The organism is Peptoclostridium acidaminophilum DSM 3953 (assembly GCF_000597865.1).
GTDB lineage: Bacteria > Bacillota > Clostridia > Peptostreptococcales > Peptostreptococcaceae > Peptoclostridium_A > Peptoclostridium_A acidaminophilum.
In genome coordinates, this window is record NZ_CP007452.1 from 1,903,924 (window position 1) to 1,921,659 (window position 17,736).

The 17,736-nt window shown below is 46.0% G+C and carries 14 protein-coding genes; 1 reads left to right on the plus strand and 13 read right to left on the minus strand.

From position 1 onward, the window contains the following. Positions 1-20 precede the first annotated feature (20 nt). The 7 genes from EAL2_RS09375 to EAL2_RS14835 all read right to left on the minus strand — a co-directional run bounded on the left by EAL2_RS09375 (position 21) and on the right by EAL2_RS14835 (position 8,436). Positions 21-1,181 (minus strand): CDP-glycerol glycerophosphotransferase family protein, encoded by a 1,161-nt coding sequence (locus tag EAL2_RS09375; RefSeq protein ID WP_025436132.1) that lies wholly within the window; start codon positions 1,179-1,181, stop codon positions 21-23. After that, positions 1,178-2,710 (minus strand): lipopolysaccharide biosynthesis protein, encoded by a 1,533-nt coding sequence (locus EAL2_RS09380; RefSeq protein WP_025436133.1) that lies wholly within the window; start codon positions 2,708-2,710, stop codon positions 1,178-1,180. Before EAL2_RS09380 ends, EAL2_RS09375 begins: the two co-directional genes overlap by 4 nt. Positions 2,711-2,733: 23 nt before the next feature. Continuing rightward, positions 2,734-3,771, minus strand: a complete 1,038-nt coding sequence (locus EAL2_RS09385; protein ID WP_038602718.1) for an NAD-dependent epimerase/dehydratase family protein — start codon at positions 3,769-3,771, stop codon at positions 2,734-2,736. A gap of 57 nt (positions 3,772-3,828) precedes the next feature. Continuing rightward, a complete protein-coding gene (locus EAL2_RS09390) occupies positions 3,829-4,539 on the minus strand; it encodes an IspD/TarI family cytidylyltransferase (RefSeq protein WP_025436135.1) in 711 nt (236 codons plus the stop codon). A gap of 19 nt (positions 4,540-4,558) precedes the next feature. Continuing rightward, entirely contained in the window at positions 4,559-5,569 is a 1,011-nt protein-coding gene (gene galE, locus EAL2_RS09395) for a UDP-glucose 4-epimerase GalE (RefSeq protein WP_025436136.1), read from the minus strand. Positions 5,570-5,583: 14 nt separating this feature from the next. After that, positions 5,584-6,300 (minus strand): IspD/TarI family cytidylyltransferase, encoded by a 717-nt coding sequence (locus EAL2_RS09400; RefSeq protein WP_025436137.1) that lies wholly within the window; start codon positions 6,298-6,300, stop codon positions 5,584-5,586. Positions 6,301-6,492: 192 nt separating this feature from the next. Next, positions 6,493-8,436: a S8 family serine peptidase gene (locus EAL2_RS14835; protein WP_025436138.1), complete on the minus strand. Its 1,944-nt coding sequence runs from the start codon at positions 8,434-8,436 to the stop codon at positions 6,493-6,495. Between the two features lie 209 nt (positions 8,437-8,645). On the opposite strand from EAL2_RS14835, the gene EAL2_RS09410 reads away from it, so the two are divergent. After that, positions 8,646-10,307, plus strand: a complete 1,662-nt coding sequence (locus tag EAL2_RS09410; protein ID WP_025436139.1) for an S-layer homology domain-containing protein — start codon at positions 8,646-8,648, stop codon at positions 10,305-10,307. A 152-nt stretch (positions 10,308-10,459) separates the two neighbouring features. On the opposite strand, the gene EAL2_RS09415 is transcribed toward EAL2_RS09410, so the two are convergent. The 6 genes from EAL2_RS09415 to tnpA form a co-directional block, all read right to left on the minus strand. Further along, positions 10,460-11,464, minus strand: a complete 1,005-nt coding sequence (locus tag EAL2_RS09415) for a glycosyltransferase family 2 protein (protein ID WP_025436140.1) — start codon at positions 11,462-11,464, stop codon at positions 10,460-10,462. Positions 11,465-11,479: 15 nt separating this feature from the next. Continuing rightward, on the minus strand, positions 11,480-12,169 hold the full coding sequence (locus EAL2_RS09420; RefSeq protein ID WP_025436141.1) for an L-ribulose-5-phosphate 4-epimerase: 690 nt from the start codon (positions 12,167-12,169) through the stop codon (positions 11,480-11,482). Positions 12,170-12,179: 10 nt separating this feature from the next. Next, entirely contained in the window at positions 12,180-12,890 is a 711-nt protein-coding gene (locus EAL2_RS09425; protein ID WP_025436142.1) for an IspD/TarI family cytidylyltransferase, read from the minus strand. 174 nt (positions 12,891-13,064) lie between these two features. Then, positions 13,065-16,025: an Ig-like domain-containing protein gene (locus tag EAL2_RS14840; RefSeq protein ID WP_025436143.1), complete on the minus strand. Its 2,961-nt coding sequence runs from the start codon at positions 16,023-16,025 to the stop codon at positions 13,065-13,067. Between the two features lie 210 nt (positions 16,026-16,235). Continuing rightward, positions 16,236-17,306: an IS200/IS605 family element RNA-guided endonuclease TnpB gene (gene tnpB, locus EAL2_RS09435; RefSeq protein WP_025436144.1), complete on the minus strand. Its 1,071-nt coding sequence runs from the start codon at positions 17,304-17,306 to the stop codon at positions 16,236-16,238. Between the two features lie 6 nt (positions 17,307-17,312). Further along, entirely contained in the window at positions 17,313-17,717 is a 405-nt protein-coding gene (gene tnpA, locus EAL2_RS09440; RefSeq protein WP_025436145.1) for an IS200/IS605 family transposase, read from the minus strand. Positions 17,718-17,736 lie beyond the last annotated feature (19 nt).

Genomic DNA, 17,736 nt, shown 5'->3' on the forward strand with positions numbered 1-17,736 from the left:
AGAGCCAATTTACAGGCCCCCTATACTATATTGAAACGCTCAACTATTTTCTTCGAAAACTCCCCTTGGGTGTCCTGATTTACCAGCTTGTTAACCTCCAGTCTGCTCGCTGCATATTCGTCCCTGGATTCCGCGATATCCGATATAAAACCCTTAATATCCTCGAACGACATCATGTGCCTGCCCGGCATGAATTCCAGAATGTTGTCAACAAGATATCCCGCCTTGTATTCGTATATATCATCAACCGTGAAAGCTATCGGCCTGTTTTTCAGCAGATAATCGAAATAAACCGACGAAACATCTGTTATCAGCCCATCCGTTTCCCCAAGAAGCGAATAGAGCTGCACCCCTTTATCGCTCAAATCCTTGTTTGTAAGAAAAAGAATGTTAGGATTCGAATGGATTTTTAAGTTTTCAAGATTTTGTGCCGGATGGAACTTTATAACAAGCAGCATGTTATTTTCCCTTAAAATTCCGGTCAGCTCTTCCAGTTCCTCCTGAGTGGACACTATTGGTATACCTGTCTTCGAAGTCCTGTTGTCTTTATAATGCTCCTGCCCCGTCATATGAGTTCTGTATGTAGGCATCCACAATATGCTTTTGCTGTACTTCCTGCCCGCCAATTGCTCCACAGCATTGCTTTCCGTGAAAAGCAAGTCGTTTCTTGGACTGCCCATAGCCAGCAGTTGCTCCGCCTTACACTTACCGCTATCAACATACGCCTTCTTGAAAGTATCGCTGCTGTATAGCACATAGTCAAAATTAGTACCCAGATCGCAGGCTGCATTTTTGGGGCCCGTGCCGTGCCAAAGATTCACGAACAGCTCCCCCTTATTGAGCTTGTAAGAAGGTCTTCTGTGGGAGTAGAATGCGAATCTTGCAACGGCTACATAATAGTAGTATATGATTTTCTCCGCCCAATTCAGCATGACTTTCTCGTCTTCTGAGTCCACCTTTATGAATTTCACTCTGCTCCCATACTTTCCTTTGAAATCCGAAGGGTGCTCAACAAGCCATACCATCTTATATTTTTTATCAAGTCCTTTGCTCATCATATAATCAAACAAAGACCTGGAATTGTCGCAGAAATCACTGTGACTCTCAAAAATGATGACATTCTGAAGAGGCACAAGCTTCACCAGCGGTTTAAGCCATTTTTTAAGTGTTTTCTCTATCATCTCGTCTCCTTCTTCCACACAGCGTTTTTGATGGGTGATGCCACTAGGTTCTTTTCATAATCATTCATACCCATAATCCATACGGTAAAAATAAAAACACCTGCAAAAAGCAAGCCCTTGATGAACATTCCTCCCAATCCTTCTGGCAAGGGAAGATTGCTGTGGGGCGAGCATATTATAAAGCTCACCACCGCAGGTACCGAAAGCTTGCCTATGTTAGCCCAATATCTTGGAATATCCAGACCGATCTTTCTTTTGTAGTATATATTCATGATAATAATCTGGCCTAATACGCAACCTAAAGCCGTTGCCGATGCACAACCTATTACGCCATAAGGCTTTACCAAAGCTATGCTGAGCACCACATTAAATATTGCTATAAAAAGATATATAATCGACCTGAAAGCATGCTTATTTTTTGCCTGCAGTATGCTTATGCCCACGTTCTGGCTCAATGGAATTATAGACGGTATCATTGTGATTAGGGCCACATAGTACGCGTTCTCATAACCTTCCCCAGCCCATATCGCTATGAATTCCTTTCCGAACAGAGCAAAACCACTTAATACAAAGGAAAGTGCCAGAAATTGAATTCTGCCAACCTTAATGAACGTATCCGAAAGCAGTCCTCCCTGGGCATCCTTGACATCCAGCTCCACAACCCTTGGCAGGAACACCCCTGATATAGATGTAGATATTTGAACGTAATAATTAAAGAACTGAGCACCTATTGTGTACACGGCCACAGCTGCAGTCCCCACATACATCCCCAGAATCAGCTGGTCAGTCGCCCAGTATAGCCTGTCAATTATTATGTTTAAAAAAACAAAAAACGAATACGCCCCGATGCCTTTCAGCAGTTGCATGTCGAATTTTGAAGCTGATATCCTCTTGTTGAGCACCTTATAGAAATACATGACGTTAAGTAGGCTAAAAATCATTCCGATTACTGCCCCAGCCAGGATAATGCCTACAGACCTATATCCGAAAATAAGTATAGTAACCATTATAAGCGGGGTCATGCATATCCTTGCTATGCTGGCTGTTTTTAAGAATATAAACCTCTCATAGGCCTGTATTATCCCTGCAAACACGCCTAGTGGAAACGAAAGCGATATGTTTATCACAGCTATAAGCATCAGTGTCTTTGCCGTTGCCAGCTCCCTTTGTGTAAGCGACTGCGAAAAAATATTGTCGATATTCAGAATAAGAACAAAACCGATTGCAAATGCTACTATTCCTATGATTGAGTACATAACAAAGAACATGAAGTGAAGCGACTTTTCTTTTTCAAAATCATTTTCAGCTTTGTATTTCGCCGTATACCTGACAATGGCGTTTTCAAATCCGAAATCGAGTATCGCCAGATTCGCCACAACAGAGTTGACAAGCGAAAACAGCCCGTACTCAGCCTGCCCGAGTTTTCTAAGCATGAAAGGAGTATAGACAAGCGATATTGCCACGCTTAGAAATAAAGCCGCATATGAAAGTATAACGCCTATTTTGATTTGACTTTTTCCTTTTTCCATAATATGCGCCTCTTTTTTCAATTTTATTTATACCCCGAGACCTCTTTAAAAATATTAAGCGTCTTTGAAATGCCGTCTTTTATGTGGGTTCTGGCCGTCCACCCCAGGGCTTCCAGCTTGGAGCTGTCTAGAACCTGCCTCACAACAGGTGTATAGCCTGTTTTTTCAAGCTCGCTAGGCTCTGAAACTACTAGCTTTGTTTTCCCGCACTTGGCAACCAGCCTGGCCATGTCCCTTACGGATATGACCGACTTCCTGTCAGATACATTGTAAGCATCGCAGCACTTGCCCGAGAACATTATAGTAAGTATGGCCGACGCCGCATCCACAACATAGCAGTAGCCTCTGACCTGAGTTCCCTGACTTTTCATTACAATGTCCCTTCCTGCGGCCGCATCCCTTATAAAGGACGCTATAGCTCTGCTGTCCGTATTTTTCATATTGGGACCATATACATGGCTTAGCCGAGCGACTACAACATCCACATCATACTGGCTGGCAAAGCTTACGCACAGAGTCTCGGCCGCTCGCTTGCTGCTCGGATAACACGAGCGTACATCCATAGGGTCGACATGGCCGCTGTAAGCCTCCGCAAACGGTGCCATGCTCCCAGACATCTCTCCATACACCTCTCCCGACGATATGAACAGGACTCTACAGCAATTGTTTTTTCTGGCAAACTGCAGGATATTATGCATCCCATAAAAATTCGTCATCATGGTTCCCACAGGATCATTTGCAAACACCACCGGATGCGCATGGCTGGCTCCGTGTATTATATAGTCTACCCCTGCATCCAGGTTGATTTCATCGCAGACATCCTGGTTTACTACATTAAAAAGCCCTGAACTAAAATAGGATGGGAATCGGTTTTTTGAAGCCTCCCACCCCCTGCAAAGCGCATATACATTTATATCGTCACCAAAATGCTCGTTCCGGTACATTATGATGTCAACCAAACACGAGCATATTAAGCCGCACGCGCCTGTAATCAGTATGCTCTTTCCCTTTAGCTTGTCCCATTGCAGAATGGAACGACTTGCGGCATCTAAATCTTCCATATAAATGGAGCTATTAAGCAGCACTCTTCATTCCCCGTTTCGTAACAAAATATCTCTTTAAAGCTTCAAATCATTCCTAATAGAATGCCGCAGCGCCTCGAATATTTCAAGATCATCAACCGTTGTAATCTTAATATTCTTTTCGGACCCTGCCGAAAAATATATCCGCTCTCCAAGCTCTGCAAGAAGATCGCAGGACGCCCCCATATTCTCTATTCCTCTCTTTCCCGCCTCCTCGTGTGCCCAAAGAAGCTTTGACAGCTTGTACGCCTGGGGAGTCTGTGTCCTAAGGAGCTGGTCTCTAGGTATTGTTGTAAGCGACGAAATCTTGTCTTCGCACTTGAATACAACCTCGACGCAGGGTATGGCCGCAACGGCGTTGCCGTAGAGCTCATACTTTACAAGGCAGTCAGCTATTATTTCGTGAGACACCATAGGCCTGTTGCCATCATGTATTATTACTGTATCGTTAGGGCTGCACTCATCCGCAAGCTTCAAAAGGCCCTTCTTTATGGACTCCTGCCCCGTCTCTCCGCCTGAGACAACCCATCTTAGCTTGCTTATGTCAAACTGCTTGGCGTACGCCTTTAGTATGTCATGCCATCCGTCCAGGCATACTACTATAATAGCGTCTATGTTGGGATGTTTTTCGAAAGCCTGCATCGTATAAACGATTATAGGTATGTTTTCTACGTGCACAAACTGTTTTGGCACATTCTGATGCATCCTCGTGCCAGAACCGGCAGCAGTAAGCAACGCTATGTTCAATTTGACCCACCTCCGCTTTTTACTCGTATCCGTTAGGATTCCTGCTCTGCCATTTCCACGAATCTCTGCACATGTCGTTTATGCTTTTTTGAGCCTTCCAGCCGAGCTCTCTAAATGCCTTCGAGGCATCGGCATAGCACTCGGCAACATCTCCGGGCCTTCTTCCGACAATAATGTGCGGAATCCGCCTTCCTGTGGAGCGCTCAAAGCTTTTTACAACGTCCATTACGCTATACCCCTGCCCCGTTCCCAGGTTATACGTCTTGACCCCCTGTTCCTGCATTATCTTCTCAAGCGCGCTTATGTGCCCCTTCGCCAGATCCACAACATGTATGTAGTCTCTGACTCCTGTGCCGTCATGTGTTTCATAGTCGCTGCCGAATATGCTGAGCTTATCCCTTTTTCCAACCGCTACCTGCGTTATGTAGGGCATTAGGTTGTTTGGTATTCCATTTGGGGCCTCGCCTATAATCCCACTTTCGTGGGCTCCGATAGGATTGAAGTACCTAAGCAGAGCTATGCTCCATTGTTCATCGGACGCATGCACATCTCTTAGAATCTCCTCTATCATCAGCTTTGTGCGTCCGTAGGGATTTATTGCGCTTAGCGGCATATCCTCAGTCAAAGGCGATGCATTGTCTACTCCATATACGGTAGCCGACGAACTGAAAACCATCCTTTTCACTCCGTAGCTCTCCATAACTTCGCAAAGTATTACAGTGCCCGTGATGTTGTTGTGGTAGTATCTTAGCGGAACCTCGACAGACTCACCTACCGCCTTTAGCCCTGCAAAGTGAACTACTGCATCTATGCTGTTTTCGGCAAAAACTCTTTCCAGGCTTTCCCTGTCGCGAATGTCGGCTTCATAGCTCCTTAAAGCTCTGCCTGTTATTTTCTCCACGCGATCGAGGGCCTTGGAATTGCTGTTTGAAAAGTTGTCTACAACAATCACATCATATCCCGAATTCAAGAGCTCCACACAAGTATGGCTACCTATATATCCTGCGCCGCCAGTCACCAATACAGCCATGCCTAACACCTCCATCACTTAATCCAGTAGTCCTTTTTCGAATGCAGCAAAGCCTTGAACAATTCGATATCGTCAGGCGTTGTCAGTTTAATATTCTTGTAAGAGCCAACTGCAAAATAAAGTGTCTCGCCCATGTCCACCATCATTGTGTTTACATAGGAAGCTCCGTATATTCCTATGCCACTTCTGAATGCCTCCTCATAGGCTCCCAAGAGTTTACCGTATTTGTATGCCTGGGGTGTCTGGACGCATCTTGTCTTTTCCCGGGGTATGTACTGGGCTGTAGAAATATCGTCCTTGGCCTCAAATACGTGCTCATTATGGGGCAACGCCGTAACGCCGTTGCCGTACGTCCTGCATTTATCTATGCAGTCAGATATTATCAATTCATCCACCATGGGTCTTATGCCGTCGTGAATCAATATAATGTCGTCTGGCGAACATTTGTCTATAAGGTTGTATACGCCGTTTCTTATGGACTCCTGAGCGCTAGCTCCTCCGGATGTTATCCACTTTAGCTTGTCTATCCCATGCTCCTCGGCATATGCCCTCAGCACCTCATGCCAGCCGTCGAGACATACCACTTCTATTGCATCTATATCCGGGTGACGCTGAAAAACCTCCAGAGTATATATTATTATAGGCTTGTTATCTACATGCAGAAATTGCTTTGGGATGTCCTGGTGCATCCTCTGACCGCTTCCGCCAGCTATAATGACTGCTATGTTCATTCTCAACCCTCCATCCTAATAGTCCATACAATACTTTTTTATTTATACCCACCTTGCAATAATTTGAACCTTGCCTTTAGAGTCCGGGCTTATCTTTTTAAGGAAAAATAAAAGGACTCCGCGCGACGTGCCATTGGGCATCTTAGCAAAGTCCTTTGAATAATTTGAATAATTTGACGGAATATACGAGACCTACTCAGCGGTTGTAAACCTCATGTAGGTTGTCTTTGTCAGCTTATTGCCTTGTGACATTACACCCTGCGTTATGTAAATCGTGTAGGTTTCATCGGGAGTATAATCGTCAACTGGCGAAATCACTATGGTATTGGGGATATCTCCCTTTTTCAAGCTGCATTCTACAAGCTCACCCCCAGAATCCTTAATGTATACAGTATCAGCGCCTACCGTTGCCATGTCAGGCTGACTGTTGAATTCCACAGTCCACGACTTGTCAAGCGGCACGTTCGTCTTCTCAGGCATCTCAAGTGTTACAACCGGCACAGCTTCAACAGTCTGGGAGTATTCAGACCAGTTGCCCGCCTCGTCAATTGCCTTGATTCTGAAGCTGTAAGCTTTTCCGTTCGTCAGGCCGCTAACAGTATGCATGGTTTCATTCTTTACAAGGCTTACCGATGACCATGTGGAAGCCTCTGTCTGTTTGTATTCAAGCCTGTAGCCTTCAACATCGAATTCCCAGCTGGCATTCCAGCGAAGCGACGCGCTCTTGTCGCCTATCGAATCCACCCTCAGATTGCCCGGCACATCAGGATTCGTTACATAAACAAGCGTCCTTTCAGCGTTGAGCAACCCGTGGCCATAATGGATGTCGAATCCGGCGCTCCCCAAGTCGACGCTTGACGCCTCAAGCGCTTCCGTGAACTCCGAGGGAGTAATCGATGGCTTGCAGGCTGCAGCAAGAGCTGCAACGCCCGCAACGTGCGGCGCTGAAAAAGACGTACCACTAACTTCCATATATTCTTTGCCCTGGTTAAACATATCAGCCGTAGTGAGAATCCCTTCTCCCGGCGCGGCCAAATCAACCTTGTCGTTGTATTGAGAAAAGCTCGAGTACGAAATGCTGCTGTCAACAGAAGCTACGCTTATAACGCCCTCATAGGAAGCAGGATAACTATAGGCCGAATTGCCCCAATTGCCTGCAGCAGCCACTACTATGCAGCCCTTTGAAATCGCATATTGCACCGCTTCATTCTCAGCCGATGAATAGTCAGGGCCACTCAAGCTCAGGTTTATAACGTCGCACCCCATGTCTGCAGCCTCAACTAAAGCAGCGCAAATGTCCGAAGTATATATTAATTCATTTGAATAGACAACATTCAGCGGCACTATTGCCACATCCCAGTTTACTCCGGCTATTCCCCGGGCATTGTCTGTTTGGGCACCTATAATGCCGGTCACATTGGTGCCGTGACCAACCGAGTCATATTGACAAGGCTCATCCATTATATAGTCCCAGCCATTTCTTATATCGGTGCCAGCAAGGTCAGGATGGCTTCTGTTCACCCCGGAATCGATTACGGCCACCAGAACAGAGCCTGAACCGGTTGTAATGTCCCAGGCCTCCTGCATATCTATGGCAGGCAGGGCCCACTGCTTTGCATAATCGGTATCTGATGGAACAGCCTGTATTTTTGTCTGCCTGTCCTTCTCTACAAAATCAACCAGATCCTCGGCTTCCTGCTTGAATCCCTCTATGTCTGCAGCCTTTATCATAAATGTGCGGTTCTTGCTGTCCCCAATGAGCCTGTGCTTATACGGGCTTACAGCCTCAAATATCTCCTCCATAGATGCATAGTCGTTGAATTTAACAATATATCTCAACCCGGGAGATGAAATAAGCTCCTCCTCTTTTCGCTTTCTCTCTTCTTTAATTTTGTCATCCCTGTTGGAAGCTGTTTTTCTAACCCTCTCCCTGGCAGCAGCTATTCTTTCATCCCGGATTTTATCAAGCTCTTCAAATGGATTTTTCTTCGATGCCGTCTCATATGTAATGCTCTCTGCTTTACTACTGATTTCATTTTCCATCTTAGTTCCGCTTTCCGCCAAACTCTCGGCAGGAATCGCAAATAAAGCTATAGATAAAGCAAAGGCACATATAACCCTTATGTTTGATTTCATGCAAAATTTCCTCCCACCCATAAGTATGCTAATGAAAATGTCAACTTTGCTATAATACCCATAATATCATGTTACTGTTACAAAAAAAATATAAAATCCGACTTTAATTTTAGTCTATTTTTTAGTTTTGTTTGATTTATTTTTATATTAATCGGGAATTTGGGTATAAAAGACTAATAGTCATATGTGACTAAAGGGAGGTGTTTTTTATGAATATTAATTTCAAAATATTCAATATTGCAGCTTCAATGGTATTGGCCTTGGTTCTGATTATTTCTACAGGACCAGCCTTCGCAGCCTCTAGCCTTGACTGCTTCTCGGAAGACTCAAAGGAAGACCGCTGTCCCAAGCCGGAAACAGCAGCTTATACGGTTGATCACTACAAGCAACTGCCTGACGGCTCCTATCCCCAGACTCCCGACGATACCGACGAGGAAAACGGCGCTCCCGGAGACGCAGCTGCCGCCGTGCCCAGAGAATACCCCGGATACACCTTAGATGAGGACGCATCCACAACCACCGGCACTATACTCGAAGACGGCTCACTTGTGCTCGAGCTCTACTATACAAAGGATGCCGAGGATGACAATACACCATATACGGTCGAGCACTACAAGCAACTGCCTGACGGCTCCTATCCCCAGACTCCCGACGATACCGACGAGGAAAACGGTACTCCCGGAGACGCAGCTGCCGCCGTGCCCAGGGAATACCCCGGATACACCTTAGATGAGGACGCATCCACAACCACCGGCACCATACTCGAAGACGGCTCACTTGTGCTTGAGCTCTACTATACGAGGGATGCCGAGCACAATGAATATCATGTTTATTATGACGCCAACGGAGGGACCGGCGAGCAGGCTGATCCCCTAAGCCCATACAAGCCAGGAGAAACCGTAACCGTTATGGATAAGGAAACAATATCAAAGTCAGGCTATCTCTTCACAGGATGGAATAGTTCAGACGACGGCAGCGGGACAAAGTATAGGCCAGGCTCCAAATTCACCATGCCTGATGCGGATATAACACTGTACGCTCAGTGGACCAAAAAATCAAGCGGCGGCGGTGGCAGCAGCGGCGGAAGCGGAGGCTCGACAACACCAACGACACCAACTGAGCCGACTGCGCCTCCAACAGATTCAGCAACACCTCCGGCAGATTCAGCAACAACTCCATCCGGAGGAGCTTCAGAATCTGTTCCAACTACGCCAACGTTAAACAAGCAGGACCACTTTGCCTATATCATAGGCTATCCAGAGAACGTTGTAAGGCCCGAGGGCTATATAACACGCGAAGAGGTGGCAGCAGTGTTTTACAGGCTTCTCGACCCGGCTTACAGAGATAGCATAAAGACTACAAGCCATGGCTTTGGCGATGTGGAAGCGGCCAGATGGTCAGCCAAGCACATAGGAACCCTCTCTAACGGAGGAATCCTGTCAGGTTACCCAGACGGCACCTTCAGGCCAGGCAGCAACATAACACGAGCCGAGATAGCCGCAATAGCGACTAAGTTCGAAAAACTGAGTCAGGTGAAAACCAGCATATTCTCAGACACAGCGAGCCACTGGGCAAGTGACTATATCAACTCGGCAGCCGAAAACGGCTGGTTTGAAGGCTACCCAGACGGGACATTCAAGCCTGACCAGTTCATTACAAGAGCTGAATTCGTAACACTAGTCAACAAAGTCCTGGACAGACGAGTCCATGCTGAGGATGTACTCCCACAAGCGAGACAGTTCCCGGACTTGATAAAGGGAGCATGGCATTACGAGGCTATGCAGGAGGCTATAAACAGCCACTACTACAACAGAAAGTCCGACACCTTCGAGGAATGGCTCGAGATTTACTATCCGAATCTAGAGTGGTAAATCAGGAATAACAAAGCCGGCGTGCAGATAATGCTACAAGCATTATCATGTACGCCGACTTTGTCGATTTATCCCTTTATTTATCTGGTGATTTTTTACATTTTCTTTACTGCTATTGCAATAAAGTTTTATCGGCTTGCTGGCGCCGCCAATTATTTTTCTCTTTTTAACACAGCGCCCACAGCTTTGTATTTCGAGTTTATTTGCCTGTATATTTTTGGACTCGTCGAAAACAGCATTAGCTTAATCTTGTCTTTCAGGGACAAATCGCTCCCCATGACCACCCCTACGAATCCCTTCTTTATGTTGTCTCGCAGCCTCCGGATCGCCTCGTAGTCGTTGAATGATTTGTTATACATCGCTTGGCGCAGATAATTACAGCTGGTCTGTATCGACCTCTGGTGGACTACCGGGGCAAGCTGGGGGTACTTTGGAGTGACGATGCTTTCAATTTTATCAAGGGCCTTGAGCATCGACACCTTTTGAGAATAAAAGGGCTTGCTGGTGACGCCCATTTCGTTGCAGGCGTAGTGATATTTTGGAATCGGTGAATAAACTATTTTCCCGCTGCCCATTATGCATTGGCTCAGGAACAGCATGTCCTCGCCTACCGAAATCGATTCGTCGAACTCTATGCCATTTCCTTTGAAAATATCACTCCTGAAAAGTTTGTTCCACAAGGCTCCGTAGAAGCAGAACCTGCTCACATTCAAAAAGCTCGTCTGGATTGCCGCCTCCTGACTCATGCTTTGAGTTGCACATTCGTTATCCTGCATAGGGGGCGAATCATCGTTGATATAGTAGCCGCATGCGGCCACATCGGCATCGTTTGCCTCCGCCATGCTCACCAAAAAAGAATACATGTCCTTTTCAATCCAGTCGTCGCTGTCGACGAAGCCTACGTATTTGCCTGTGGCCATTTTCAGTCCAAGGTTTCTGGCGGTTGAAACGCCACCGTTACCCTTATGAAGCACTCTTATTCGTGCATCTTTTTTCCCGTACTCATCGCATATATTACCGCTTTCGTCCGTCGAGCCGTCATCAATTACTATGATTTCCAAATTCTCATAAGATTGCCCTATGACGCTGTCCAGGCATTTTCGAATGTAACCCTCGGCGTTATATACAGGAATTATGACGCTAATTAACGGATCCATAAAATCACCTCGAAGTCATCTCTGCCCGTAATAGGCGTTGCTTCCGTGCTTTCTTAAAAAATGCTTGCTCATCAGAGACTGATGAATTTCTTCCGCGTGTGGATTCATATGCTCCGTATAAAAAGCCATCTTTGCAACCTGCTCCAACACAACAGCCCGGTGAAGCGCCTCGTTAACATCCTTCCCCCATGTGAAGGGCCCGTGGTTGGCACAGAGCACACCCGGCACGTGCATGGGATTAATATCCTTGAATGCTTCTACAATAACAATGCCCGCATTTTTTTCATACTCCTCCCCTGCCTCCTCAGGAGTCATGTTCCTGGTACAGGGTATAGCACCGTAAAAATAGTCCGCATGGGTAGTGCCGTAGCTGGGGATGCTCCTTCCCGCCTGGGCCCACGATGTAGCCCAAGGCGAATGCGTGTGGACAATACCTCCTATCTCAGGAAACGCCCTATATAACTCCAAGTGAGTGGCAGTGTCGGAAGAAGGACGCAACCTGCCCTCCACCCGGTTTCCCTCCAAATCCATGACTACCAGGTCGTATGGCTTCAATTTCGCGTAATCCACTCCGCTGGGCTTTATGACAAACAAGCCCAGCTCCCTGTCAATACCGCTGGCATTCCCCCAAGTAAATTCAACCAGATTGCGCCTGGGAAGCTCAATGTTTGCATCGTATACCTTCTGCTTAAGCTTTTCTAACATATGCTTTCCCTCATTTCAGCCAATCTGCCTTTTTTGAATTCAATAGAGCCTTGAAAATTTCCAAGTCCTCCGGGGTAGTCAGCTTTATATTTTTTTCTGAGCCTGCCGAGAAATACAGCTTCTCACCCAATTCAATCATGAGAGTGCATGATGCCACAGAATTAGTAATCCCCCTTTTTTTCGCCTCCTCGTGAGCCCATAGCAGCTTGCCAAGAGGAAATGCCTGTGGCGTTTGGGTTCTTACCAGCCTCTCCCTGTCATAGCTTGACTCTGAACAAATCTTATCCTCGGTCTCAAGCATTGCTTCGGCGCAAGGAACAACCGCAATTGCAGAGCCGTGGAGCCTGCACTTGGCAATATTGTCGGATATTATCTCGGCTGAAATCATAGGGCGGATGGCGTCATGTACCAATACCAGGTCGTCGTCGCTGAACTTCTCACTGATGGCGTAGACACCATTCCTTATGGATTCCTGCCCCGTTATGCCACCGGATACGACGCCCGAGAGTTTGTTTATGTTGAACTGCTTAGCGTAGGCGATTAGAATCTCATGCCAGCCGTCGAGACAGACAACCTCGATTCCATCTATTTCCGGATGCCTTTGAAAGACTTCCATCGTGTAAATAATTACTGGCTTGTCCTGCACGTTCAAGAACTGCTTGGGAATATCCTGATGCATTCTCTGCCCGCTTCCGCCAGCAATTATAAGCGCTATGTTCATTTGCCGCCTCCCTTCCTTCTTGTTGTTTATGCCATATACCATGTATTTTATATACCCCGCCAGTTGGACAAATTATCATCGTAGGAATAATATTACAAAATTCCCAAGAAAGCGCCCCACAATAAAAAGCCCGGCATTCGCCGGGCTTTTCGTAAAATTACTTGCCACTCACTTTCATTCAACAGTAAAAAATTTTTTTACCGGGGTGTTCAAGCTTTTACCTCCGGCCGACTGAAGCGTGTCTTCTACTACAATTACGTATTTTCCAGATCCGTACTCCTCGCTGTTTATAAGCTGCACAGTATTCCCTTCTGCATAGGCCTGAACACTATGGATTATGTTCTCAAACTCATCCATTACGTATACCTGCGCCAGATTTTCCGGTGTGTTTTTTACTTCCCGGGTAAAGCTTATATTCCAGATTTTGCTCCTGTCGCTTATTATCTCCTGATGGAAATATTCATAGGGGTCGCTATGCGCACCCGCAACTACATTCACCGTGGACTCTATTGCCGCCCCTCCGTCTTGGGAGGCTATTCTGACTGTTGTAACACCCGGACTCACTCCCTTAATGGACGCCTGGTCACCCGTATCACTGTAGGAAACCTGCGCTATAGACGGATTAGACGATGTCCATATAAGTTTCTTGTTTGTCGCATTGTCGGGCTTTGCAGTTCCCGACATCTGGAGCGTGCTGCCAGTCGAAAGCTCTATCCAGCCTGTTGGCAGGAATGGCAGCTTCTTGATGACAATAGCTATTTCGTTTACCGGTATTGCAGGCCCTCCGTTTCTATCGTCCTTCATTTCATATATGAGATTAACAATTGCCGCGTATTCGTCTATTACCCTCTTTTTTTGCGAATCTGTCAGAATCGGGCTCGTGGGCACGTCCTGATATATACTTCCAGCTTCGTTTTGATATTCAGCCACGGCGGCGTCGAATTCCTCCTGCGGCATGCTCATAAGGCTTGATTTGTTGCCTAGTATGTCCATCTCAATCAAAGTCAAATCATCCAGATACGCACTGTGTCCCAGGAGCGTCCTGGACACCTCGTTGGCGTCACTTGGCCTAAAGGAGCTGCCGTATATGTCGCCAACTTTTCCAATGAAATAATCTCCCAATTGAACGTAGTTACTGCCGCATATGTCCCTAAGATTATCCAAGGCCCCGTAAGCAAAAGCCCCGGCCTTTGAATATGTTCTGCTCAGCTGATTCAAGTCATAATCAATGTTGTTTTTTGCAAGCTGAAGCCTCCTTATGTATAAAGCCTCCTCCGCCATGATTGACTCCAGACCCTCGACTATCTCAGCTGTTTTGGCGGCTCTCAACTCGGGCTCCTCGTTTAGAATAAGGGCGTCAACATAGTCCATGTTTATTCTCTGCCCCTGGAAATATTCGCCGGCATACAAGTCGTAAAGCTTGTTGTAGTACTCTATGTACTGGTCGGCACTGTTGTCGAAATTGGCCAGATAGGAGCTGTAGGGCGCCATTGCCAGCTCCAGGTCCGCCTCGAACTCAGTCGTTGCCGCCTGGAATTCTTCTGCTTTCTTGGTTAAAAGCTCCCTCTGAGCCTGGAAAGTGTCCTTGATTTCATAAATCGTGGCTTCCTCAAATACTATCTTGTCCTCCAGCGACTGCCTGAGCTGGTCGGGCGTTTTCTGCAAAAACACATAATCCCTAAGGCTTCCGCCCACATATTCAGCATACTTTTCCGACAAGCCGTTTATTTTTGCCTCTATAGAATCCAATCCGATCCCTGCATCGGCTATGAGCTGCTCATAATCGGCAGCATAATTCGACAGCTTCACAATCATACCATCGATATAAGATATCTTGTTCTGGGCTTCGCTTGCTATAATGCTCTCAAGCTCGCCGTAGCTTCCTCCGCTTTTGTACAACTCCATAGGAGTGACCTTCATCAGGTCAAACAGATGCTGCGCCCCTTCAATCTCCACCTCCAAAGTGGTATCAGCTAAATTTTTGCTTATACCTGCGCTTTCAATCGCCGCCATCCTTGCAGCTATGCCGTCGAGATACTGATTGTATTCTGCGGCTATGTCACTTGCCTGACTCAAAACCTCGTTTCTGATCTCTTCATCAGTCGTCCCGCTCTCTTCGTACTCGACTATATCGCCGCTCCACTGGAAGGCCGCATCGCCGCTTGCAACAATAGCGTCCCTATTGGTTTCGTAATTCGTCTGGCTTGATTCCACGACTTCAGACTGGGCGCTGCTTAGCCTTGCCATGATTGATTCCAGCTCAGCCAGGTCTCTTTCAACCTCGGCTTTCAATTCTCGGGCAGCGTTTTCCAGAACACCGATGAATATTTCCATCTGCTCTAGTATGTCTCCTATGCTTGGGTCAGAGGAGAGTGCATAACTTCTTAGGCTCGCCGAAGAGTCGAAAGCCAAATTTATAGCATTAACTACAGAACCTGTATATTTCATAGTGGCCGCAGGAGTTATTGCCGGCACCATGAAATTGTCTATAATTATTTTGATTACGCCCTCCGAGCCCACTTTTACAGCATTGCCCACCTGGTTAACCTTTATCTGCACCAGCCTTTCATAAAATGCCTTTCCCGCATCGAAGTCGTTTTTTATTTTCCCCCTCAGCTCTATGTATCTTGCATAATCAGAACTTTTTTCCACCTCAGGCGAAAAGCGCAGCGCATAGTCGCCCAGGCAGCCATCTCCTAGCGGCAACCGACTGGAACTCAAAGAATAGAAATCCTTCAGATCGTCAAAATACTTGGCCTCAAGCCTTTCCTGCCATATTTGAGCCGCCTCCGTCCATCCGGTGGCATCGTTGGCCCAGCTTGTTATGTCCTCGCTGCCGGCCAATCCAAACTGTATCTTTCGATTTTCCGGCGAATATGCGTAATTGCTGGATACTGCCATTTTTTCCTCTTCAGTAAACATTGAAAAAGCCATCTGGTTTATTCTCTCGCCGGTTCTGTCCGAGCGGTACTCGCGCCCGTTTATTTCGTACACTATGTAATATCTCAGCCCGTCGCCTACAGTGCTAAGCAGCTTGACCTTAGGCTCATCGATTGATGCAAACGATGCGCTTGACAGCGAAGATAGCATAAGCATCAAGGCAATCATAAGCGAAACCCTTCTTTGAATTCTCATAAATAACCTCCTGATATTATTCTTCAGTAGAATTGCTATGCAGCACCTGCAGCAAGCATTCAAGCATTTATAATATTATAAGTATATAATTATTCATATCCCTGTGAACTACCCCCACTTTAGAAGTGGGAGCTTCTTGGTCAATAGAGCTACTGCTCTAAGTTTACCCAAGCTCCTAAGGTCGTCCCGACCTCGAAAATACCAAAACTATTATATTAGTTTCAGCAAGTTTTTCGCCGCGTTTATATCCCGCTCGTGTACGGCTCTACACTCAGGGCAAGTCCATTCTCTAAGTCCAAGATTTTTGACTTCTGGATTTTTACATCCGCAGTCAGAGCATAGTTGAGAACTGGCATAATTCGATGGTGCGATAACCAAATCTCTGCCATTCCACTTAGACTTGTATTCAAGCATCGTCCTAAACATGCTCCATGATACTTCGGATATGGCTTTTGCGAGACAATGATTCTTCAGCATATTCTTCACTTTTAGGTCTTCAATCGCTATTGCTTGGTTTTCGCTGACGATTTTAGAACTAACCTTATGAAGAAAGTCTTTACGCTGATTGGCAATCTTCTCATGCAGCTTGGCTACTTTGATCCTTGCTTTGGCTCTATTGCTACCGCCCTTGGCTTTGCGCGATAAATTTTTTTGCAGTTTGGCAAGCCTTTTTTCTGACTTTCTAAGCAATTTAGGATTCGAGAACACTTCACCGTTTGAACAGATGGCAAAATCCTTTAGGCCTACATCAATGCCGACTTTATTTTTTGCTTTTGGCAATGGCTCAATCTCAGTTTCAACTAACACAGATATGAAATATTTGCCTGATGAGGTTTTGGAAACGGTACACGACTTGATCAATCCATTGAAATCTCTGTGCTGTTTGACTCTGACTTTGGATTTGAGCTTTGGTAACTTAATATAGCCATCTTCAATGAAGACTGTGCCCTTTTGATTGTTGGTCGTGTAGGCGTGCTTATTGGACTTCTTCGACTTGAATCTCGGAAAACCCACAGACTTATCTCGAAAGAAGTTCTTGTACGCTTTGTTTAGATTGAGTTGAGCATTTGCAAGAGCCAAACTGTCTACTTCTTTGAGCCACTCAAACTCTTCCTTGTACCCGGCCGGAGTGTTGTTTAAGCTCTCGCCAGTTTGCTTGTAATACTCGATTTTGTCTGCAAGCATTCTGTTGTAGACGAATCTGACACAGCCGAAGCACTTGGCGAAGTATTCTCTTTGCTCTGCATTTGGATAGATTCGATACTTGTAAGCTCTTAGAATAGCGGTTCACCTCGCTTTCTGGCCTTGGCTTTCGATGTACTGTCTGACAATATCAATGGGCTCACCACCTGTCGTTAGCAGACAGTAACTCTTGCTCCAAAAGTATTCTTTCCACAAATATTGTTTGATAGTCGGAAACTCTTTCTTTATCAGCCGACTGCTTGCACTCTTATACGCATTTAGAAACTTTGATATTTCTGAGTTTGGATAGGCTCTAAACAGAACACGGACATGATCTTTGTCGTGATTCCATTCTTCAATAGTGATTCCGTACTTTGGAGATATATATTCGAAAATTTCTTTCAGTCTATTGGAAATTGCTCCATCTATTACCTTGCGACGATATTTTACAACTAATATCAATTGGTAACTCAATTTGAATACTGAATGATTGTTTGTATCAAGAATCATTGGCATCACCTCGTATTTA